This is a genomic window from Streptomyces kryoterrae, from assembly GCF_054072135.1.
This window is the reverse complement of record NZ_CM133358.1, coordinates 3,449,596-3,469,258: the sequence shown is the minus strand read 5'-3', so window position 1 is coordinate 3,469,258 and position 19,663 is coordinate 3,449,596. Positions and strand designations below refer to the sequence as shown.

Below are 19,663 nucleotides of genomic sequence, written 5' to 3'. Positions count from 1 at the left end.
GGCGAGTGGGTATGAACCTGCTGGCCACTGTATGGATTTACTGCCCCCATAGTCCGACCCCCGGTCCCTGGGCCCTTTGGAGGTGAGCCGCCGTGGCGCTCTCGATTTCGGCGGTAGTGCTGCTGGCGATCATCGTCTTCTTGCTGATCAAGAAGTCGGGACTCAAGGGAGGGCATGCCGTTGTGTGCATGCTGCTGGGGTTCTACATGGCCTCATCGACCTTCGCCCCGACGATCAGCGACCTGACGACAAGCATCGCGGGCATGATCGGCGACCTGAAGTTCTGAACCCGGTCTGCTGGGCAGTGCCTGGGCGGGCTGTCGGTGGGTTCGTCTGGATGCTGGTGGGCTCCGGTGGGTGCGTGACCGGAGCCTCCCTACGGGCGCCTGTACCGTTACCGGCCGCGCCTGGCGGTCTACGAGGCGCAGACGGGACCTCACCGTTCTGAGCAACCCGAACGCGGCCAACGTCAGCGCTGGGTGGTTCGGCGAGGTTCTGGCGAAGGAGTTCATCAGCCGGGCTTGTGTGCTCGTCGGCTGGAGCCGGGGCACCTTCGACTGCGCCGACGGAGATTGCCGCCCGCGGTGATGGCCGAGGAGATCGTCCGCGATGTCCAGTCCGCCGTGAACGAGTCCCCGGTCATCTCACGCACCCAGGGCGCCGAGGCCGTCGTGCTGGAGGCAACGGTTGAGTAGGCAGGGCCTGGCCTCCGACCACGAGCAGGATATGGGGGCGGCGAGTTCTCGCGTGATGGTCGCGAGCATCACTGAAACATGGTGTGCCGTTCAGGGGCTGGGTGTGCCGGGCGCCCGGCCCCTGAACAGTTCGTCCTCCGCACGCTGGGGTGGCTAGGGTCGTGACGAGCAGCGTCGAAGGGAACAGCGCGTGAGTGGCCAGCACACAGAGGCAGGGTCACCGCTCATGCCGCAGCCGCCGACAACTCGTGATGCGTTGCGCAAGGCCGTCGAGCAGATCGCCCTCGGTCGGCTTCCAGAGTTCGACCGTGACCTTGGTGAAGCCCTCGACCAGGCCATCCAGCTCTCGTCCACCACACCCATGCGGCTGTTCCTGGAGAAGTGGGCAACGATCGTCACCGTCGAGCGTCATCCTGAGCTGGCGCGCATGATGCGCGAGGCCGAGCAGACCATTGCTGATCCGAGCGCCCCCGAGGCCGCTTTCCGGCAGGCCCAGGCCGCAGTCACTCGCATACTCGACACGGCATCCGAGGAGGCCGGAGTCGCTCTGCGGTGAACCAACCCCGGCCGGTGCACCGGGAAGTCCGGGGCCGTCGCCCGTTTGAACACGATCAGGGAACGGAGCGCTCCTTCAAGCTTTCCATGTGTCCTGAATTAGCCACGTTTTCGGGGAAGTTCGCGCTGGCGAAACTGGGAACCTCACCGATACCGTCGGTCGTCTTGACTGAACATCTGTCTCACGGGGAGCTCACCTTGAAGCGCCGCTCTTTGCCCGTTGCTGCCGCGCTTGCCGCGACCGCAGCCCTCCTGCTGACGGCCTGCGGCAGCGGGGACGACAAGCCCAGCGACAACGACAAGATCGCCGGAGCCGACGTCGGTGATACGAAGGCATCGGCTTCACCGAGCCCGAGCGACACGGTCGACCGTCCCGAGATCGCGCTGCCGAGCGATCTCACCGACACCTTTGAAAGCTGGAAGACCGGCGACACGACCGAGGACACGATTCTCACGGACGTCGCCCAGCGGATCGACGCAACCAACTACGCCATCACTCAGGCCAGTACCAATGTGCCGGCGCTCAGCTTTTACTACAGCGGTGCCGCACTGGCCGATGCCAAGGACTGGGTCGAGTCCATCGTGAAGGACGGCTACACCATCACCGGCGAGAACAGGTACTACAACGCCAAGATCAATGTCTTCGATTCCTCGTCGGCGGGTGTCGTCTACTGCGAGGACCAGGGCAAGGCGTATGCGAAGGATCGGACGTCCAAGAAGGTCTACAAGACTGAGGTGACCGACAAGTCGTACGTGCTCTACACGTCGCGTGTGGAGAAGAACAAGCAGGGCGTGTGGCAGACAACCAAGCTGACTTCGCAAAGGGGTCACAAGTCGTGCACGCCGTGACCTCTCGCAGGCGATACGCCGTGGCAAGCCTCCTTGCGGGAGCCCTCGCCCTCGCGGTGCCGGGAACAGCCGTCGCGGACTGGCCGCCGAGTAAAGGTACCCAGGGCGACACCGAGCAGACCGCGAGCTCCAACGCAGGCACGCTGGTCTCCAAGGTGACCTATTCCGGTTCCGTGCGGTCGAGAGGCAGCGGCGCCGCTGTCCAGCCCGTCACGGACTGGACGCCGCCGGCCTGTTGGTACGAACCCCGTTCCGTCGACGATTTCAGGACCTACGTCGAGGGGTTCTACGAGGAGACGATCAACGCTCCTGGCCAAGCCAACTACGCCAAGGCCGCGGTCGGTCAGTTCCGGGACATCTACAAGGACGGCGAGTACAAGGACTACAACGAGGGGGAGGCCGACAAGGGCAACTGGTGGGTCGCGGTCCAGAACCCCGACCGTGAGGACGACCCCGCCAGCTGGGAGTGCAGCAAGGCTCCCTTCTGGGTGGAGAACAACGCCGACCCGGGTGTCGCTCAAGCAGTCACCCCTCAGGTACTGGCCGAGGCCGCCTACAACGCGATCCAGCTCCCCGACACCAAGGTCACCCTCGCGCCCGAGAACGTAACCAAGGTCAACCTCGCCACTTGGGCCTGGCTCGACACGGCCATGTTCAAAGAGGTCTCCGTGACCGCAGCCCTGAACGTTGCCGGCCTCAACATCCAGGCGACGGCCACCGCGAAGCCTCTCTCCCTCAGACTCGAACCCGGTACCACCGACGCCACGACCTACCCGGCCTCCGGCGAGTGCGTCATCAACCCCGGCGGCTCCATCGGCGAGCCCTACGCCCAGGGCAAGTCCAACCAGACACCGCCGTGCGGAATCAAGTACCTCCGCTCTTCGGGGAACGGCACGTTCAACCTCCGAGCGACCATCACCTGGGACATCGCCTGGACCGGCACCGGCGGCACGGGCGGCGACCTGCCCGACGGCACGTTTGGTGGGGAACAGGTGATCACCGTCCAGGAAATCCAAGCCGTCAACCGCTGACGGGCGAAGACCTGCCCGTCCTGGCCTGCCAGTGCCCTGGAAAGACTGGAACACGACATGAGTGACCTGCGCCTCGAAGACACGATCTTCGAGGACCTGAAGAAGACCTTCTCCACCATCAGCGATCGCATGGAGACAGCCCGCCGCAGCCTGCGTGCCACCGACGCCTCGGTTCTCGGGGAGAGCAAACTCGTCGAGGACCTGCGGGACTTCGCCGACGACTGGGGCTACGGCATCAAGCAGCTCGGCAAGCACACCCAGGGCGCGGTCAAGATGATCGACCACATCGATGAGACGTTCAGCAAACTCGATCTGGACCTCGCCGAGTCGCTCAAGTCCGCCAGGGCCAATAAGAAGGGCAAGTGACGTGAAGGACCGTCTTTCGTCCTTGCCGAACATCGGCCGGGACCCCACCCCCGGCAGCGTCGAGGACACCCGGGACCTGGCCAGGCAGCTCGGCAAACTGGCCGGAGAGCTGGGTACGTCTCTGCGGGAGCTGGAGCAGATCGAGGCCGGTGAGTGGAAGGGCAAGACCGCGATTGCCTTCACCGAGTACATAGGCGAGGACGTCACCCCGCTCATACGCAAGAGCCACGACTCCTTCGACAAGGCCTCACGCGCGCTGCATCGCTGGGCGGGCGAGCTCCAGGACTTCCAGGACGAGACGGCCCGACTGGAGAGGACCGCCGGGGAGAAGATCGACGCCAAGGCGAAAGCCAAGGAAGGCACCGACGAGTACGGCAAGGCGTCCGGTGATGTGGACGGGGTCCTCGACAAGCTCCACGACCTTGAGGACCGCTACAGTCTGGCCGCCGCGAAGATCAGTAAGGAACTCGACAAGGCTGCCGACATCGCGCCCGACGAGCCCGGCTTCTGGGACAAGCTCACCAAGGGCGTCGCGGACGCCTGGGACGCCACGGGTGACTGGATCAAGGAGCATGCTGACCAGATCAAGCTGATCGGCGACCTGCTGAGCGACCTGACCGCGATCCTGGCCCTGCTGACCATCATTACGCTGCCGTTCCCGCCCCTCGCGGCGATCTTTGCCACGGCTGCGATCGTCACCAGCGGGCTCGCGCTCGCGGCCCACGGCATTGCCAAGGCGGGCGGTGCGGATGTGAGCTGGATGCAGATCGGGCTCGACGCGGTGGGGCTCCTGCCGGGGGTCGGGGCCTTCAGCAAGGGGGTCAAGGTGGTTGGTAAAACCCGGTTGGCGGCCAGCACAGCTGGGCTCAGCAAAGCCGCTGCGCTCGGCGAGGGGTTCAAGGCAACGCGGGTTGCTGCCTCAAGGGTGCTGGTGGCCACCGGCGAAAAGGCCGCGTCTGTCAAGGGCGGGGTCCCACTGTTGCCCGGCAAGGTAGTGCTCGGCGGTACGGCCGCCCATGTGTACGAGGTCGCGCACGGGACCAGCAGCGTGTTGTCCCGTATGGGAGGGATCGTCAACCAGGGCTATCACTCCGGCCAGTGGGTGGGCTCCAGGGGAGCCAGTCTCCTTCCGGGTGTGAACATCAACCCCTTGGGAGCGGGCATCGCGATGGACGCCGGGCTCAAGATCTTCCCCAAGATCACGAGCATCCACCAGCACGTGGGAGAGGCCCTCTTCCCTGGAGACCAGTTCGAGAAGTCGGCTACGGGCAACTGAACTGCCGACGCGCGATGTCAGAGTGAACGCGCAGAGCAAATCTCCCGGATCCGCCGCTCAGGAAGATGCGTACAGTCATGGACATCTGGCAGCCCGAACCAGGCGAGACGCTTCTCGCCCGCGCGCTTGTCACCTTCGCCACCGGCGCCGCCACCCGCGTCAGCGGCATGCGGTGGTTCCGCGACACAGAGCGCAACGACATCCAGCACGAACTGCTCGGCTGGCCCGAGGGTCCCGTGTACACGGCACGTTCGACGGGCGGTGTGGTCGGACGCAACACCGTCAAAGGTACGGCCATCGCGCTGGGCCTCGGCGTCCTGGCCGCGCTCAGTTTCGGCGGAGCCAACGTCACCAGCGGCGGGGGCGACAACTACATGAAGACTGGCTCTGACACCCCGGACGACCAGGACAACGAGGTACTGGACTTCCCGGTCATGTGGGCAGCGCCAGGCACCATCGCCCGCACCCTGCCCTGGCAGCTGGACCCCGCACGCTCCCCCGAGAAGCATTACCGCACCCATGGGATCGTCACGGACCGACGACTGGTCATCGTTGGCTTCCCGTATTCCAAGAAGAACGACAAGCTCATCGAGGACGAAGTCCTCTGGGAAATCCCCCTGGACAAGATCCGCCAGGTAACGCCAAGACGTTACAAACATGGGACAGATGCCGAGATCGTCTTCAATGACGGCTCGTGGTGCAGACTGCGCTCCCCGGCGCGAGAGAAATTCACCAGGTACCTCCTCCCTCATGAACTCATCCGCCTGGACGCGCTCACACCGGGGCAGCGCAACGCTGTCGATGATTTCGTTGCAGAATCCGACGTGCCGGACGCGGCTCCCCCGGTGGTCAGTCTCCATCCCTGTGGTCACTACCGGGTTGAGTTCGTCGTCCCGAGTAAGGTCGATTCGTTTTTCGGTCTCACCGAAAGCACATTGATCATGGACGCACAGGGCACCGAGGCGGCTAAGTTCGAGGACCTCCACCCAGACGACTTCTGAAATCCGGCTCTTCCTCTGAACCCTCCAAGGACGACCTCACCGCCATGACCACAGCCCCAACCGACTCGACGAGCACGCTCCCGCCCACCCCAGCTGGTGAAGAGCCCCCGCCCCTCTCGTTCAACGTCCCGGAAGGCTTCTTCGCCCTCCCTCTCGCCGACACCCCTGAAGAGCGTGCCGAGCGTGCCCAGACCTTCGTACGAGCGCTCTACTCCGGCGGCGACGACAGTATTTGGGAGCCCGCCGCCCCCTACTACGCAGCCATAGCCGAGCTCATGGCCGGCACCGGGGTCTCTTACGCCGCGATGGGCCTGTTCTCCACGGCGGACGACGAAGAAGGCGGAGACGAAAACGAAGATGTCGCCCGGCACAGCCTTTCCGACGGTGCCGTCCAATGCGCGTTCACCGTGGCTGCCATCCCGACGGACCAAGCCGCTGCCGACACGGACATCGTGGCCCAGGGGATCCTCGCGACTCTCTCCCGGGACTCGTACAACGACGCTCGCTGGCTCGACCTGCCATGCGGTCCGGCAGTGTTCTGCGTCACCCTGCGCGAACTCAAGCTGAGGCCGGACGTGACGGCGAGTGGCGAGGTCGCGGATCTCCTCACCGGGCAGATCCAGGTCCATGTCCCTTTCTCCACCGGCCCGTTCACCGCGATCTTCACCCTCTACACGGCATCCACGGAGTATTGGGCCGAGTTCTGCGACATGATGGCGGCCATTCTCCAGACCGTCTCCTTTGTCGAACCGGTGGCAGACGCGGATGCTTTGCCTGAGACAGTCGACTGAGCTGTACTTCGGCCGCCGGATTCCGGCATTGCCGTGACCGTCGTGTTCACATGGCGAGCCGGTCTGCAAGGCGCGAACTGCCGTGCCGTGCGGGACTTTCCCTTGCCCCTCTTGCGCAACTTACTCATTCGCTCACGCTCACGCGCCTGGCGCTCCTTGGTCCGAGCTTTCTGGATGCGGTACATGCCCCATCCCAGAAGCGCTGAGGTGGCAAGGCAGGCGACGAGGGCACTTCCCGTCCCGGGGATGTACTGGCAACCGTCCCTGTATGACGGGCAGTTCTTACCGGGCAGAGAGGCGAGAACGTACATCAATATGGCGAATGCCGTTCCACCGCAGACCGCGATACCAACCCGACGACCTACCCGCCGCAGTTGCGACCCCTTGGGGGCCAGTCCGGAGAGCCAAGAGGTGCCGAGAAAGCCGAGGGCCACGCACACCCCGGCGGCAACCCCGAACGCCCATGATCCACCGGCCAGTTGAGCACCACTGGCGCTGTTGCCCGGGCGAACCACTTCCACACGCCGAGCGTGATGACAGCCAAACCACCGAGGCTGATCACGGCCCCGGCAAGTGCGAAGCCCTCCCAAGCCCTGAACCCTCTGCCGTGCTCACTTACCATCGTTCATACCCCGTACAGTGTTTCGGCCAACGCGTCGAACGGTTCTACAAGTTGGTCCGCCGGCGGGGACACAAGAATCGGAAGGGTGGCGTCCCCACGCGGGCGCTTCTGTAGCAATCGCACTCCGGCCCCGGAAAGCGCAGTCCGCATCCGCCTCAATGGACCCGATGCTCTCTGAGGGCGTCCCGGCGGAGCGCATCGGCCCGCCCACCACATGAGGTGCGAGGCCGGTCAGCCTTGGGACGCGTACGGGATGAAGTCTGCCCAGGTGGTTGGAGCGAAGCCCAGCCGGGGGCTGCCTTCTATGTTTTTGGAGTCCCGGACGTGGATGGTGCCGGGAGTGGTGGCGATCTCGACGCAGGAGTCGCCTTCGCTGCCGCTGCTGTAGCTGCTCTTGAACCACGCCAGGCCGTAGGCGCCCTCGGTTGAGGTGTTGCGGTTCATGTATCCCCCAGCAGTTGTTCGATGAAGGCCGCTGATTCACGTGGGGTGAGAGCCTGGCCTCGGATGATGCCATACCGCAGTTCAAGGATACGGAGCTGCTTCGCGTCGGAGACCGGTCGGCCGTTGGCCACCACTGGCGAACGACCCACTGCCGTACCGTCCGCGAACTTCAACACCTCAATGCTGCCGTCCACACCGGCGTGTTCCTCGCGATCCATCGGCATCACCTGAAGCTCGACGCCGCGCAACTGCCCTGTCTCCAGAAGATGTTCGAGCTGGCTGCGGAGCATCTCCTTTCCCCCGAGCGGGCGTCGCAGCGTCCACTCCTCCACGACGAAGCCGAGTTCAGGCGCCGGATCCCGTTCGAAGACGGACTTGCGGGCCACCCGCGCCGCGAAGAACCGCTCCACCTCGCTCGCGGTGTACGCGGGGCGCCGCATCATGAGCAGCGCCCGTGCGTACTCCGGTGTCTGCAACAACCCGTGGATATTCAGCGGGTCGTAGAGCTGAAGCTCGACCGCCTTGGACTCCAGCTTCGCGATGGCCCGCACCTTCTTCGGGTACTGAACCTTCTCCAGGTCCTCGTTCATGGCGGAGATCAACCCGTCCGCCCCCAGCAGCTCGTCCGCCTCCACCAGATACTCGGGCCGGGGGATCCGCTTCCCGCCCTCGACCTTGTAGACCATGTCCTCGCCGTACCCCAGCGCCCTGCCGAAGTCGGCCGCCCGCATCCCCGCCGCCTCCCGGCGCAGCTTCAGCTGACGTCCGACGGTCTCCACGACCGCCACACCCCACTCGTCGTCCGGGTCCACCTCCCAACCCGGCTCGTCCGCCTCGCTCTTGAGCTGCCCCGCGTCACTGTCCACGCTCATGCCGCGCCCCTCCGTCGTACCGCGCTGTACGTTGCCCCCGCCCTACCCGTACGTACCGTCCCGACAGCCCGGACACGACCGGACAAGCTCCGGACAGTCACCGTACGCAACGGCGGAGTCACCGCTCACGGTAGGCGTGTGCGGCCACTCTGAGTGACGTGAACCAACAAATCGCCGCCCCCGCGCCCCAACCCGGTCACGCCTTCCGCAACTTCAGCGTGCGCCTGTCACCCACACCCCGTGGCGCTCGTCTGGCCCGGCTGCTCACCGCCGAGCAACTCCGCTCCTGGGGACTCCCGGTGGACCCGGCCCGCCAGATCGTCGCCGAGCTGGCGGCGAACGCGGTCACCCACGGACGTGTCCCGGGCCGGGACTTCCGGCTCACGGTCTACGTCATCGGCGCCACTCTGCGCATCGAGGTGACCGACACGTGTGGTGACCGACCGCCGTGTCCTCAACCTCCCTCCGACGACGCGGAGTCCGGGCGGGGCCTCGCCCTGGTGGAGGCGCTTGCCGACCGTTGGGGGTGGGAGCCAGTGCTGCGCCCACGTAAAACGGTGTGGGCCGAGGTCGTACTCCCACCGGATGTGGTGGCCTCGAAACGCGAACACCTGACGTAGGACGCGCCCTGGCGTTTCCCGGCTCGCGCAGGATCCGGCACACCGCGGCCTGCCTGGCCGAAACCCGTACGCACTGTTGAACGCGCCTGCGAAGCCCCTGAAGATGGTCATGAGCGCCCCGCCCCACGGGACAAGGGGGAGCGGGCGGATGACGCGGTGCCGGCGTTTCGAGGTCGGTGGAACGGGGGCTTAGCGGTGTTGGCGGGCAGCGACGCGGTCATGAGCGGTGCCGGGTGAGGAACCGCTTTCAGGTTGCGCTCCAGATCATGTTGGCGCTCGTTGCCTGTTTACTGGGGATCGCCACCAACTACGCGACCAGCACCGATGAGGCTCCCTGGGTACTGGAGGCGATTCAGCGGTTCTCCGTTCCGGCTATCGGGCTGCTGATCGTGGCGTTGGTGGTTGGTCAGGTCGTCGTCTACCGGCTGGAGAATCCCGCGCCGCCCCGGACCGTGTGGCCGCGTCAGCGGGTTCCGTACCCGGGCCTCGACGCATTCGATGAGGACGAGGCAGCCGTCTACTTCGGCAGGGAAGTACAGGCCGCCGAACTGGCACGAAGGTTGAACACGACCGCGACCCGCCCCGGGGACCGGTTCCTGGTGCTGGTTGGGGCGTCCGGGAGCGGAAAGTCTTCGCTGGTCAGGGCCGGGGTGATGCCCCGACTTCGGGAACGCCGCTGGACCGTCGTACCGGCCTTCGCTCCCGGCCCCAACCCGCTGGGTGCCCTCGCAGGTGCTCTGGCGGCCGTCGCCGACGGGCAGGAACCGGCGAGTGCCGTACTGCGCAGGCTGCGCCAGGGGCCGGACGCTCTGCGTGCCGAGCTGTCGCGGCTGCGTGGCGGCCGGTTCCGGCGGATACTCCTCGTCGTCGACCAGTTCGAGGAGATCGTCACCCTGGCGAGTGAGCGTGAACGCGCCCAGTTCCTTGAAGCACTACGTATCTGCGTGGAACAGGACTCGGCGGTCCGCGTACTGGTCACTCTCCGGGTAGACCTCCTCGGTCGGCTCCTAGGCACCAGACACGCGGAACTCCTCCAACATCCTGTCGCCATCGGCACATTGGGCAGAAGACAGCTCGCCGACGTCGTGGAGCGACCTGGGGCTCTGGTCGGCCTCAACTTCGAGCCCGGAGTCGTCGATTCCATCGTGAGTGAGACTGGGACGGACGACGCCCTACCGCTGCTCGCCTACCTCCTCCAGGAGTTGTACTTCGCCGCCGGCCCTGGCGGGACTGTCACCGAGGAGTTGTACCGGCGGCTCGGCGGAGTGCCTGGTGCACTGGCGCGCCAGGCCGACAACACCGTGACCGGGCTCGGTTCGGGCGTGGGTATCGGCTCAGTCCTCCGTGTCCTGCTCAGGTTCGTCACCGTCGAGGGCCAGGACGTGGCTCGCCGCCACGTGCCGCTGTCCGAACTCGATGAACGGGACCGGTATGTGGTCGATGCCTTCGTCGAGGCGCGGTTGCTGCGTACCGACGTCCCAGGCGGCGGCTCCGCAACCGCCAGGGAGCCCTATGCGCAGGTGACACACGAAGCCTTGTTCCGCCAGTGGGCCCCGCTGCGGCAGGAGGTCGAGGCGTGGGCCGAACGGCTTCGCGAGCGCGCCGAACTGGAGCGATGGGCGGCCGACTGGGAGCGGGCCGGACGCAGCGACGACTATCTCCTCACCGGGGAGCGACTCACGGTGGCCCGGCGCTGGCTCGAAGCGCTGGAGGAATCCGGGCAGGCGTCCGCGCCCACCCGCGCTCTCGTCGAGTCTTCACAGCGCCGCGACCTGACCTTCCTGAGCCGGGTCTCCGAAAGTATCGGCCGCCAGGTACTTCTCAGCGCGGAGAGTGAACCAGAGCGCTCCCTGCTGCTCTCGCTCGCCGCGCTCGGCGAGTGCATGCCCACGCCCTCAGCCAGGCGCGGGCTGATGGCCGCGTTGACGGCGAGCCACACCCGCTCCCGGCTCGACGGACACACCGACACTGTTCGGCACATCGCCTGGTCCCCCGATGGGCGCATGCTGGCCACGGCATCGAGGGATGGTACGGCGCGCGTTCACGACGCGCGGTCCGGACGCAGCCTGCTGGTGCTGCCATGCGACGGGGTCATGGTCGAGTCCGTCGCCTGGTCAGCGGACTCGGCGAGGGTCGCAACGGCCGGCCGTGACCGTGTCGTACGTATCTGGGACGCCACGTCGGGGGAGCCGGTTCGGCTGCTCACCGGCGCTGGGGACATCAACCGACAAGTGGCCTGGTCACCGGGCGGGCGGCATGTCGCGGCGAGTTCCAAGGACCGGACCGTACGAGTCTGGGAGGCCGATAGCGGACGGCTCGTGCACGAGCTGAACGGGCACGGCGAGGACGTATGGGGTGTGGCGTGGTCGCCGGACGGCAACCGCCTCGCCTCCGCCTCACACGACCAGACCGCGATCGTGTGGGACCTGACGACCGGACGAGCGGCCGTGACACTCACCGGGCACTCCGACTTTGTCGAAGGCATCGCCTGGTCACCGGACGGTCGGCAGATCGCCACCGGCTCCGGGGACCACACCGTCCGTATCTGGGACGCCGAGAGCGGCAACCTGTGCCTGCTGGTACGGGGACACACCGACTACGTGTGGAACCTGGCCTGGTCGCCGGACGGGCGGATGCTGGCCAGTGCATCCTCCGACCGCACCGTGCGCATCGTCGGCACCGAGGACGCCAAGGTCCTAGCCGTCCTGCGTGGCCACGCCGACACCGTGTGGGGCGTCGCATGGTCGCCCTGCGGGACCATGCTCGCCACCAGCTCCACCGACGGCACCGGCATGGTGTGGGACTTGCGCCCGCACGGCGCCGAGGCCGTACTGGCCGACGGACACCGCGCCCCGGTCAACCAGGCCGTGTGGTCCGGGGACGGTGCCCTCTTCGCCACGGCTTCGGACGACGGCACCGTACGGGTGTGGGACGCGGCTACCGGTGCTTCGGCGGGACCGGTGACGGAGTTGGAGGCCCGGGTGTGGGCCGTCGCCTGGGCCCCGCACGGGCAACGGCTTGCGTTCAGCACCAACGACGGCCTGTTCCGAATGACTGACGGGCGCGGCGGCACAGTGTTCGAACGACAGGGTGAGGTCGTGGAGGGGTGTGCCTGGTCTCCGAACGGCGGACGCATCGCCACCGGCGGCCACGACGGCACGGTGCGTGTCCTGTCCGCGCCGGACGGGACCGAGCTGTTGGAACTGACGGAACACCAGGACTGGGTGGGGCGCGTGGCCTGGTCGCCGAGCGGACGCCTGCTCGCCAGCTGTTCCGACGACCGAACATGCCGACTGTGGGACATCGGGGAGGGGCGGCAGTTCACAGTGCTGCGCGGCCACGACAACTACGTGGAGGACGCGGCCTGGTCCCCGGACGAGACGAGGATCGCCACCGCTTCCGGCGACTGGACGGCAGCCGTGTGGGACGTCGTCACCGGGCGGCGCATCGAGGTGCTGAAGGGACATGAGGGACGACTTCGTGCTGTTGCCTGGTCACCGGACGGCCGACACATTGCCACGGGCGCCGACGACCGCACCGTACGGGTCTGGTCCGCTGCCACCTTCGAGGAGATCGCCGTCGTCGGTGTGCACCAGGACAAGGTGACCTCCGTGGCCTGGTCCCCGGACGGCACGAGGTTGCTCACGGGATCGGCCGACGGGACGGCGCGCGTGTGGCGGGCCGAGCCGGACTACGACCGGCTGGAGGCGGTCGCCCGGGGAAGGGTCTTCCGTACCCTCACCCGCGAGGAACGGCGGCATCATCTGCTGCCGCTCGACCCCGCGTGACCGGGTGATCAGTAGGCCGGTTCGACCGTGCGCTCTTCGGTGTGGACAAGGTAGTCGTCCGGATCCAGGCTCATGGCTTCGCGTTTGGGCGACGCCCAGTACAGCGCGTTGCGTTCGGCGAATGTCTCCGGGCCCTCGTACGAGATCAGCCATAAGAACTGGCTGTGCTCCCGGTCCACCCAGGCCCCTCCGATCGTGAATCCCAACTCCAGTCGCAGCGGCACGATTTCCTTCCGCCACCGCTCCACCCACTCGTCGAGCCGACCGTCCCGAACGGTGTACGTACGCAACTGTGTGGTCTTCGGCATGCCAGACATCTTCTCCTACCGGAACGTGATCCCGCTCCGGATCCTGGCCGCGTAGGTTCCGGTGCGACCGGCGCTCTTTTCAAAGGAACATCTGGAGAGAAAGAAACCCAACCAAACCCCACCCCTCCCGCCCGTCGGGACGCCACCGCGGCCTGGGCTGCCGCTGGCGCGCAAACTCACTCGGGCGAGTGAACATCAGCAACTCGACTGGATGCGGGACCGGTTGCCTGCCCTACGCTCAGCGCAGCAACATCAGCGACTTCACAGACAACCGCAGACATGCGACGGCCCTCGCCGGGAAGGCAATCCCGAGGCGAGGGCCTGACCACCGAGGAAGAGGCAACTTCCCGATGGATAGGAAAAACCTTAGCGTGCCCTCGCACGCCCAAGCTCGTACCCCGGGCAAGAACCACCCCCGTAGGCGCCCCAGTTCCGGCGTCTCCGGCGTCGTCCACGACAACGTCCGCCACACCACCCGCTTCACGGTGATCGGCAACCACCTCGCCCAGCACCCCGAGCTGTCGCTGCTCGCGATCGGGCTGGGCACCCACATCCAGTCGCTGCCCGCAGGGGCCCTCGTCGACATCAAGACCCTCGCCAGGAAGTTCCCGGAGGGCCCGGCCCGTATCGCCGCCGGCCTGCGCGAACTGGAAACCCACGGCTACCTCAGCCGAACCCGCGAACGCACCCCCGGCGGCAACATCGTCACCCGCACGGTCTCCTGCAACCAGCCCCGACACCGCACCGAGGGGCACGCTGACCGCCGTACCGAGCCCGAGTCGCAGCCGGGGCAACCCACCCACCACGCGCCCGCCCCCGACCTCGAGCAGAAGGCCCCCGAACCCACCCGCCCCGCGCACCCCACCACCCCCGCCCCGCCCAAGAAGCGCACCCCACGCAAACCCCTCCCCGCCGTACCGCAGCCCGCGTACAAGGGACCAGGCCTCCTCCAGGCCGCCACCGACCTCCTCGCCGGCTTCCGGAACCACCCCGGCATGCTCCTGTCCGCCTGTGACACGGCTCACCTCGCGCCCGGCGTCGCCGCCTGGCTGGAGCGGGACGTCAGCCCCACCGCCGTACGGCACGCCCTGACCAGCGAGCTCCCACCCGAAGGCCTGCGCCGCCCGGCCGCCTTCATGGCCCACCGCCTCACCGCCCAGCTGCCGCCCCCGGCGCCGTATCGCGCGCCGACGGCGCACACAGCCGTCCGGCACCCCCTCCAGACCTGCGACGGCTGTGAGCGCGCCTTCCGGTCGCCCGAGCCCGGTCGTTGCCGCGACTGCCGATCCGATCTCCTGGTGGCCGCCCGGTATGAAGGTCACGAGGAGTGAGTGCGATGACCACCGGGCCGGATGGCGCGCAGCGGCGCACTTCCCACGTGTACCGGATCATGCGGGACTTCGTTCGGGCGATGGACGACAGCTTCCCGGGCAAGTTCGAGATCACCCAGGAAGGGATCGTCCACGACTTGCTGCGGTCCAACGGTCTCCACGAATGACTGGGTCGGCAAGATGCGCGACTACCCCCTGATCGGCATCCCGGTCTACGCGATCTTCGATCCCCGCACCGGCACCGGCGCCGTCCTCACCGACATCCAGCCCACCCCCGGCGGCCCCCGCTACGCGACCCGCAAGGACTTCGTCTACGGCGAGGACGTCACCATCGCCGACTGGACGATTTCGACGTCCGGTTTACCGCGCTACCGGAGCGAGGACTCCCCGGGGCGCGAGTCCTGAACGTACAGAAGTCCGCTGCGCAGCAGTAGACCGAGGCCTGACCCCGGCCGCTGCCGCGACTGCCGATCCGATCTCGTCGGAAGCGCCTTCGCGGTGCACGGTGCGACGACTACAGTGGTGGCATGAGTGTATTCACAGTTCGCATACCAGATGATCTCGACGTCGAAGTGCGCAAGGCGGCGGCTGACGCGGGGCTTTCGCTGAACGCCTACATGGTTCGCACCCTGCGCGAGCAGACACTCCGGGAGGCGCTGGCGGCTGTGGACAGTGAGGGTGCGCTGCTCGTCGACACCGGCGACGACGATCCGGCGGAGGACATCCGTTGAAGCGAGGCTCTGTCTGGGAGGTTCCGGTCGGCGAGGCCACTCGTACGGTCGTGGTGCTCTCCATCGACGAGGTGAATGCGAAGTTTCAGGCAGCCGTGTGTCTGCTCCTGCATCCAGCAGGCGCCTACCCGGACACATTGGTCTCTGTACCGATCACCGATCCGGTGCAAGCGGTCGCAGTTCCCGTGAACATCACCCAGTACGCCGCCCGGCGCTTCGAGAACGCCAAGCAACTGGGCGCGGTGACGCCCGAGACGATGGAGCGCGTCGAGCGTGCCGTTCGCTCCGTCCTCGGCCTGTAGGCACTGGGCACAATGGGAGGCACCGCCGCCTCGTACGCTTGCCCCATGACGGAACTGCCCGCTCGGCGTCTTCTTCTGGTGCACGCGCATCCGGACGACGAGTCGATCAACAACGGCGCGACCATGGCCAGGTACGCGGCCGAGGGGGCCCGGGTGACTCTGGTCACCTGCACCCTCGGTGAGCGTGGCGAGGTCATTCCGCCCGAGCTCGCGCATCTCACCGGCGTCGCCCTCGGTGAACACCGGCTGCGTGAGCTGGACGCGGCGATGCGTGCCCTCGGTGTCGCCGACCACCGGCTGCTCGGCGGAGCCGGCCGGTACGGGGACTCCGGGATGATGGGGCTCCCCGACAACGACGACCCCGGCTGCTTCTGGCAGGCGGACGTCGACGAGGCGGCCGGGTACCTCGTCGAGGTGATCCTCGACGTCCGCCCGCAGGTCGTCGTGACGTACGACCCTGACGGCGGGTACGGCCACCCCGACCACATCCAGGCCCACCGCGTCGCCATGCGCGCCGTGGAGCTGGCCGCCGAGGCCGGCTGGAGCGTCCCCAGGGTGTACTGGAACCGGGTGCCGCGTCCTGTCGCCGAGGAGGGCTTCGCACGTCTGCGGGAGGCGCTGCCCGGGCTGCCCTTCGCCAAGGCCGGTGTCATCGACGACGTACCGGGTGTCGTGGACGAGGAGCGCATCACCACGGTCGTCTGCGGGACCGCGTACGCCGCCGCCAAGGCCGCCGCGATGCGCGCCCACGCCACGCAGATCGAGGTGGCCGAACCCTGGTTCGCCCTGTCCAACCAGCAGGCCCAGCCGCTCTTCACCGACGAGTACTACGAGTTGGTGCGTGGTGAGGGTATTGAGCGTGGCGAGGGTGTTGAGCGTATTTCTGTACGTGAGACCGATCTGTTCGACGGGATCGCAGTGACTGCGGAGGGTGGTGCGCGATGAGTGCGAATGGGAAGTCCCCCGCGGGCGAAGCGCGTGGGAAGGCCGCGGGCGGGGGCGGTTTGCTGGCGCAGCCGCTCGTCGGGCCCTCTCCGGGGCGCGCGGCGGGCTACCTGGGGCTCTTCGTCCTCGGAGCCGTCGTAGGGGCCGCGGGTGCGCTCCTGCAGGCCGCCTGGTTCCCGGGCGGGCTGCTGCTCGCGCTGGGCGGGGCGGCCGGGCTGTTCCTCGGCGGGGCGCGTGCCGTCGGCACTCGCGCCGGGGCGGTCGCGCCCGCGGCCGGCTGGATGATCGCCGTCATCCTGCTCACCGCCAGCCGCCCGGAGGGGGACTTCCTGTTCGCCGCGGGAGTCGGCTCGTACCTCTTCCTCCTCGGCGGGATGGCGGTCGCTGTGATGTCTGCCACGCTCGCCCTGACGCGGCAACCGGACGGTCCCGCTGTCCGACTTGGCAAGTGACGTACTACTTCGCCGCCGCAACCGCGTGGGGGTCCGGTGACGGTTTCTCCGGCGGTCGTGGGATACGCGCCAGACGTGGCCAGTATGGTGGTGCGCGCCGCCGAGCTGCCCGCGTGAGGTCGCGTCGGGCGGCGGAGCCAACCGGGAGAACCTGCCTTGAGTCGTGAAACTGACAGTCCGTCCTCCGGGCCCAACGGGCGCGGAGGTGCCGCCTACCCCTCGGGGACACCGCCGTACGGCACGCCCATGGCGTCCGACGGCGGTGCGGACGCGGGCCGTTCGGCCGCGGAGCCGGACGGGCCCAAGACCGAGACCACGCTGACGACCCGGATCCGGATCAACATCCCCGGATCCCGGCCGATTCCGCCGGTCGTCCTCCGGACGCCTGTCGCGGACACCGAGTCCGCCGAGGACACCGGGACCCATGCGCGGCCCGGGACGGGAGGCGACGGCAGAACGCCGGGCGCATCCATGTCCAACGGCGCCGCCGAGCCGTCCGCCGAATCCCCGGGCCAGCCCGGGGAGAAGACCAGCGACTGGTTCGCGCCGCGCAAGTCCGGTGCGACCAAGGGCGGTCCGGACGGCGGTGCGAGCAACGGGGCCGGTCTGCCCGGCGCTTCGGGCCCCGCGCCCGCAGGCGCCCGTCCGGGCGTCCCCAACGGCACCGGACCGGCGGGTGCTTCGCCTCCCCGCGTTCCGGGCGGCGTCGGTTCCTCGGGCTCGCGCCCCGGTCTGGGCGTCATGGGCGCCGCGGGCAACGCGGGCGGCCCACGCGCCGCAGGCGGCAGCAGCGGCGGTACGAAGGGTGCCGGGCTCGGCGGTGCCACCGGCGCCGGTCCCGTGGCACCGGGGCACGGCGGCGGCACCGGTTCCTTCGACGTGTCCGCGCTGGCGGCCGGAGCGGCCCCGTCGTCGCCGGGCACGTCTGCCTACCCGTCGGCCGGCAACCCCCGTAACCAGGGTGGTCCTGGTCCTGGTCCTGGTGCTGTGGCCGGGGCTCCCGACGGCCGTGGCGAGCCGCGCCGCGACGACCTGCCGTACTTCTCCGACAACGGGCAGAACGGTCAGGGTGGCCCCAACGGCCACGGTGGCCAGAACGGCTTCGGCGCCCAGAGCAACGGGTTCGGCCCGCAGAACGACTTCACGGCGCCCAACGACTTCGCGGCCCCCAACGACTTCGGTGACTTCGGCGGCGGTCCGAACGGCCAGAACGGCTTCCGCGGGCCCGGCGGACGCGGCCCCGCGGGTCCGACCGGCGGTCCCGTCACCGGCGACGGCCCGGTCGTCCCGCCCTTCGTCGGCGACGGCTCCCTGGCCCCCGGTGTCTCCGGCACGGGCGGGCTCACCGCCGGGCTCAGCGACGACACCGCGATCCTGACCCCGCAGAAACACGTCCCCGACCCGGGCGCCGACGGCTACGGCGGTTACGGCGGCTCCGTGGACAACGTCTCCAGCTCCACCCTCACCAGCGGCATGCCCGTCGTCCCGACCGACCGGAACTCCCCGTTCGCGCCGGGCACGCACCCCGACGGACCGCTTCCGCACACCCCGCCCAAGCTGCCCGAGCCGGTGTCGCCGAGCACGCCCGCCGCTGCCGCGCCCAAGGGCAAGAAGGCGAAGAAGAAGGGCCGCAGCAAGCTGACGCTGCTGTTCGTCGCCGCCTTCCTCATCGCCGGTGGCGCGTACGGCGCCGGATTGCTGATGAACCACTCCGACGTGCCCAAGGGCACCACCGTGTTCGGCGTCGACATCGGCGGCGGCACCCGTGACGACGCCGTCAAGAAGCTCGACGAGGCCTTCGACGACCGGATGACGCAGGCGCTGAAGCTGTCGGTCGACGGCAAGACGGTCGAGCTCAAGCCGGACCAGGCGGGACTCCAGTTCGACACCCAGGCCACGGTCCGGGCGGCGGCCGTCAGCGACTACAACCCGGTGTCGGTGATCGGCTCGCTCTTCGGGCAGCACCGGGTCGTCGAACCCGTCATGCCGGTCGACGAGGAGAAGCTCGCCGCCGCGCTCCAGCGGGTGGCCGGCGGGGCCGGCTCGGCGAGCGACGGCACGATCAAGTTCGTGTCCGGCAAGGCCGTCGCCGTCTACGGCAAGGCGGGCAAGGGCATCGACGCCGCCGCGGCGGCCGAGTCGGTCGAGAACGCCTACCGCAGCCAGGTGGAGAGCGGCACGAGCACGCCGGTTCAGGTCCCCACCAAGACGCAGGAGCCGACGATCTCGAACGCCGAGGTCGACCGGATGATGAAGAAGTTCGCCATCCCGGCGATGTCCGCCAACGTCACCGTCCGCGCGGACACCGCCACGGCGGGGCTGGAGCTCAGCCCGAAGAACTCCCTGTGGAAGTTCCTCCAGGTGAAGGCGGTCAACGGCACACTCGTCGAGGCGTACGACAAGGAAGCGCTCAAGGAGTTGTACGGCGGTTTCTTCAGCCAGGTCCTGATCCCCCGCGGCAACGGGAACAAGACTCCCGTCACCGTCGAGGACGTCATCGGCGCGCTGCGCCCGGCCCTGGTCAGCACGACCGACCGGGTCGGCGTCATCGACACCAACCCGTCGTAGGCGCTCGGCAGCACGGCAACGCAGGTCAGGAGGGGCGCCCAGGAACACCGGGCGCCCCTCCTGGCGTAGGGGAAAGTCACCCCCGTACGCCGTCCCGTCCATGACATCTGTCATCC

19 protein-coding genes and 1 pseudogene are annotated in these 19,663 nt (G+C 68.0%); 17 read left to right on the top strand and 3 right to left on the bottom strand.

Features of this window, described 5'->3' with window-relative positions; all coding sequences use genetic code 11:
- Positions 1 to 92 precede the first annotated feature (92 nt).
- The 8 genes from ACW4TU_RS14615 to ACW4TU_RS14580 all read left to right on the top strand — a co-directional run bounded on the left by ACW4TU_RS14615 (position 93) and on the right by ACW4TU_RS14580 (position 6,564).
- On the top strand, positions 93 to 287 hold the full coding sequence (locus tag ACW4TU_RS14615; RefSeq protein ID WP_006375723.1) for a hypothetical protein: 195 nt from the start codon (positions 93 to 95) through the stop codon (positions 285 to 287).
- Between the two features lie 634 nt (positions 288 to 921).
- Positions 922 to 1,251, top strand: coding sequence for a DUF6247 family protein (locus tag ACW4TU_RS14610; protein WP_457428247.1), 330 nt, complete (start codon positions 922 to 924; stop codon positions 1,249 to 1,251).
- A gap of 164 nt (positions 1,252 to 1,415) precedes the next feature.
- Positions 1,416 to 2,099, top strand: a complete 684-nt coding sequence (locus ACW4TU_RS14605) for a hypothetical protein (RefSeq protein ID WP_457428246.1) — start codon at positions 1,416 to 1,418, stop codon at positions 2,097 to 2,099.
- Positions 2,100 to 2,119: 20 nt separating this feature from the next.
- On the top strand, positions 2,120 to 3,130 hold the full coding sequence (locus ACW4TU_RS14600; RefSeq protein ID WP_457428245.1) for a hypothetical protein: 1,011 nt from the start codon (positions 2,120 to 2,122) through the stop codon (positions 3,128 to 3,130).
- Between the two features lie 57 nt (positions 3,131 to 3,187).
- Entirely contained in the window at positions 3,188 to 3,496 is a 309-nt protein-coding gene (locus ACW4TU_RS14595; RefSeq protein ID WP_457428244.1) for a hypothetical protein, read from the top strand.
- A gap of 1 nt (position 3,497) precedes the next feature.
- Complete coding sequence (locus tag ACW4TU_RS14590; RefSeq protein ID WP_457428243.1) at positions 3,498 to 4,772, top strand: WXG100 family type VII secretion target; 1,275 nt, start codon at positions 3,498 to 3,500, stop codon at positions 4,770 to 4,772.
- Between the two features lie 77 nt (positions 4,773 to 4,849).
- Positions 4,850 to 5,773 (top strand): hypothetical protein, encoded by a 924-nt coding sequence (locus ACW4TU_RS14585; protein ID WP_457428242.1) that lies wholly within the window; start codon positions 4,850 to 4,852, stop codon positions 5,771 to 5,773.
- A gap of 44 nt (positions 5,774 to 5,817) precedes the next feature.
- Complete coding sequence (locus tag ACW4TU_RS14580; protein WP_457428241.1) at positions 5,818 to 6,564, top strand: hypothetical protein; 747 nt, start codon at positions 5,818 to 5,820, stop codon at positions 6,562 to 6,564.
- An 853-nt stretch (positions 6,565 to 7,417) separates the two neighbouring features.
- On the opposite strand, the gene ACW4TU_RS14575 is transcribed toward ACW4TU_RS14580, so the two are convergent.
- Both ACW4TU_RS14575 and ACW4TU_RS14570 read right to left on the bottom strand, forming a co-directional pair.
- Positions 7,418 to 7,630: a DUF397 domain-containing protein gene (locus ACW4TU_RS14575; protein WP_457428240.1), complete on the bottom strand. Its 213-nt coding sequence runs from the start codon at positions 7,628 to 7,630 to the stop codon at positions 7,418 to 7,420.
- The gene (locus ACW4TU_RS14570) at positions 7,627 to 8,502 is read right to left on the bottom strand and encodes a helix-turn-helix domain-containing protein (RefSeq protein WP_457428239.1); all 876 of its coding nucleotides are present in this window, start codon (positions 8,500 to 8,502) and stop codon (positions 7,627 to 7,629) included. Before ACW4TU_RS14570 ends, ACW4TU_RS14575 begins: the two co-directional genes overlap by 4 nt.
- Before the next feature lie 158 nt (positions 8,503 to 8,660).
- On the opposite strand from ACW4TU_RS14570, the gene ACW4TU_RS14565 reads away from it, so the two are divergent.
- Both ACW4TU_RS14565 and ACW4TU_RS14560 read left to right on the top strand, forming a co-directional pair.
- Complete coding sequence (locus tag ACW4TU_RS14565) at positions 8,661 to 9,122, top strand: ATP-binding protein (RefSeq protein WP_457428238.1); 462 nt, start codon at positions 8,661 to 8,663, stop codon at positions 9,120 to 9,122.
- Positions 9,123 to 9,388: 266 nt separating this feature from the next.
- Entirely contained in the window at positions 9,389 to 12,910 is a 3,522-nt protein-coding gene (locus tag ACW4TU_RS14560; protein WP_457428237.1) for an NACHT and WD repeat domain-containing protein, read from the top strand.
- 8 nt (positions 12,911 to 12,918) lie between these two features.
- On the opposite strand, the gene ACW4TU_RS14555 is transcribed toward ACW4TU_RS14560, so the two are convergent.
- A complete protein-coding gene (locus ACW4TU_RS14555; RefSeq protein ID WP_457428236.1) occupies positions 12,919 to 13,218 on the bottom strand; it encodes an NIPSNAP family protein in 300 nt (99 codons plus the stop codon).
- 350 nt (positions 13,219 to 13,568) lie between these two features.
- Between ACW4TU_RS14555 and ACW4TU_RS14550 the strand changes: the two genes are divergently transcribed.
- The 7 genes and pseudogenes from ACW4TU_RS14550 to ACW4TU_RS14520 all read left to right on the top strand — a co-directional run bounded on the left by ACW4TU_RS14550 (position 13,569) and on the right by ACW4TU_RS14520 (position 19,547).
- Positions 13,569 to 14,549, top strand: a complete 981-nt coding sequence (locus ACW4TU_RS14550; RefSeq protein WP_457428235.1) for a helix-turn-helix domain-containing protein — start codon at positions 13,569 to 13,571, stop codon at positions 14,547 to 14,549.
- Between the two features lie 5 nt (positions 14,550 to 14,554).
- Positions 14,555 to 14,954 (top strand): annotated as a pseudogene (locus ACW4TU_RS14545) (hypothetical protein).
- Positions 14,955 to 15,076: 122 nt separating this feature from the next.
- Positions 15,077 to 15,280: a toxin-antitoxin system HicB family antitoxin gene (locus ACW4TU_RS14540; protein WP_164315643.1), complete on the top strand. Its 204-nt coding sequence runs from the start codon at positions 15,077 to 15,079 to the stop codon at positions 15,278 to 15,280.
- A 53-nt stretch (positions 15,281 to 15,333) separates the two neighbouring features.
- Positions 15,334 to 15,582 (top strand): hypothetical protein, encoded by a 249-nt coding sequence (locus tag ACW4TU_RS14535; protein ID WP_457428234.1) that lies wholly within the window; start codon positions 15,334 to 15,336, stop codon positions 15,580 to 15,582.
- Positions 15,583 to 15,627: 45 nt separating this feature from the next.
- The gene (gene mshB, locus ACW4TU_RS14530; protein WP_457428233.1) at positions 15,628 to 16,527 is read left to right on the top strand and encodes an N-acetyl-1-D-myo-inositol-2-amino-2-deoxy-alpha-D-glucopyranoside deacetylase; all 900 of its coding nucleotides are present in this window, start codon (positions 15,628 to 15,630) and stop codon (positions 16,525 to 16,527) included.
- Positions 16,524 to 16,979 carry a DUF6113 family protein gene (locus tag ACW4TU_RS14525; RefSeq protein WP_457428232.1) on the top strand — a complete coding sequence of 152 codons (456 nt, stop codon included), beginning with the start codon at positions 16,524 to 16,526 and terminating at the stop codon, positions 16,977 to 16,979. Before mshB ends, ACW4TU_RS14525 begins: the two co-directional genes overlap by 4 nt.
- Before the next feature lie 156 nt (positions 16,980 to 17,135).
- Positions 17,136 to 19,547 (top strand): hypothetical protein, encoded by a 2,412-nt coding sequence (locus ACW4TU_RS14520; RefSeq protein WP_457428231.1) that lies wholly within the window; start codon positions 17,136 to 17,138, stop codon positions 19,545 to 19,547.
- Positions 19,548 to 19,663: the final 116 nt, after the last annotated feature.

What these genes read in the sequence shown, in the direction of transcription:
- ACW4TU_RS14525 (WP_457428232.1), top strand. Translation starts at nt 16,524, where the DNA reads ATGAGTGCGAATGGGAAGTCCCCCGCGGGCGAAGCGCGTGGGAAGGCC.
- ACW4TU_RS14595 (WP_457428244.1), top strand. Translation starts at nt 3,188, where the DNA reads ATGAGTGACCTGCGCCTCGAAGACACGATCTTCGAGGACCTGAAGAAG.
- ACW4TU_RS14560 (WP_457428237.1), top strand. Translation starts at nt 9,389, where the DNA reads ATGTTGGCGCTCGTTGCCTGTTTACTGGGGATCGCCACCAACTACGCG.
- ACW4TU_RS14610 (WP_457428247.1), top strand. Translation starts at nt 922, where the DNA reads ATGCCGCAGCCGCCGACAACTCGTGATGCGTTGCGCAAGGCCGTCGAG.
- ACW4TU_RS14550 (WP_457428235.1), top strand. Translation starts at nt 13,569, where the DNA reads ATGGATAGGAAAAACCTTAGCGTGCCCTCGCACGCCCAAGCTCGTACC.
- ACW4TU_RS14555 (WP_457428236.1), bottom strand. Translation starts at nt 13,218, where the DNA reads ATGCCGAAGACCACACAGTTGCGTACGTACACCGTTCGGGACGGTCGG.
- ACW4TU_RS14570 (WP_457428239.1), bottom strand. Translation starts at nt 8,502, where the DNA reads ATGAGCGTGGACAGTGACGCGGGGCAGCTCAAGAGCGAGGCGGACGAG.
- ACW4TU_RS14580 (WP_457428241.1), top strand. Translation starts at nt 5,818, where the DNA reads ATGACCACAGCCCCAACCGACTCGACGAGCACGCTCCCGCCCACCCCA.
- ACW4TU_RS14575 (WP_457428240.1), bottom strand. Translation starts at nt 7,630, where the DNA reads ATGAACCGCAACACCTCAACCGAGGGCGCCTACGGCCTGGCGTGGTTC.
- ACW4TU_RS14585 (WP_457428242.1), top strand. Translation starts at nt 4,850, where the DNA reads ATGGACATCTGGCAGCCCGAACCAGGCGAGACGCTTCTCGCCCGCGCG.
- ACW4TU_RS14540 (WP_164315643.1), top strand. Translation starts at nt 15,077, where the DNA reads ATGAGTGTATTCACAGTTCGCATACCAGATGATCTCGACGTCGAAGTG.
- mshB (WP_457428233.1), top strand. Translation starts at nt 15,628, where the DNA reads ATGACGGAACTGCCCGCTCGGCGTCTTCTTCTGGTGCACGCGCATCCG.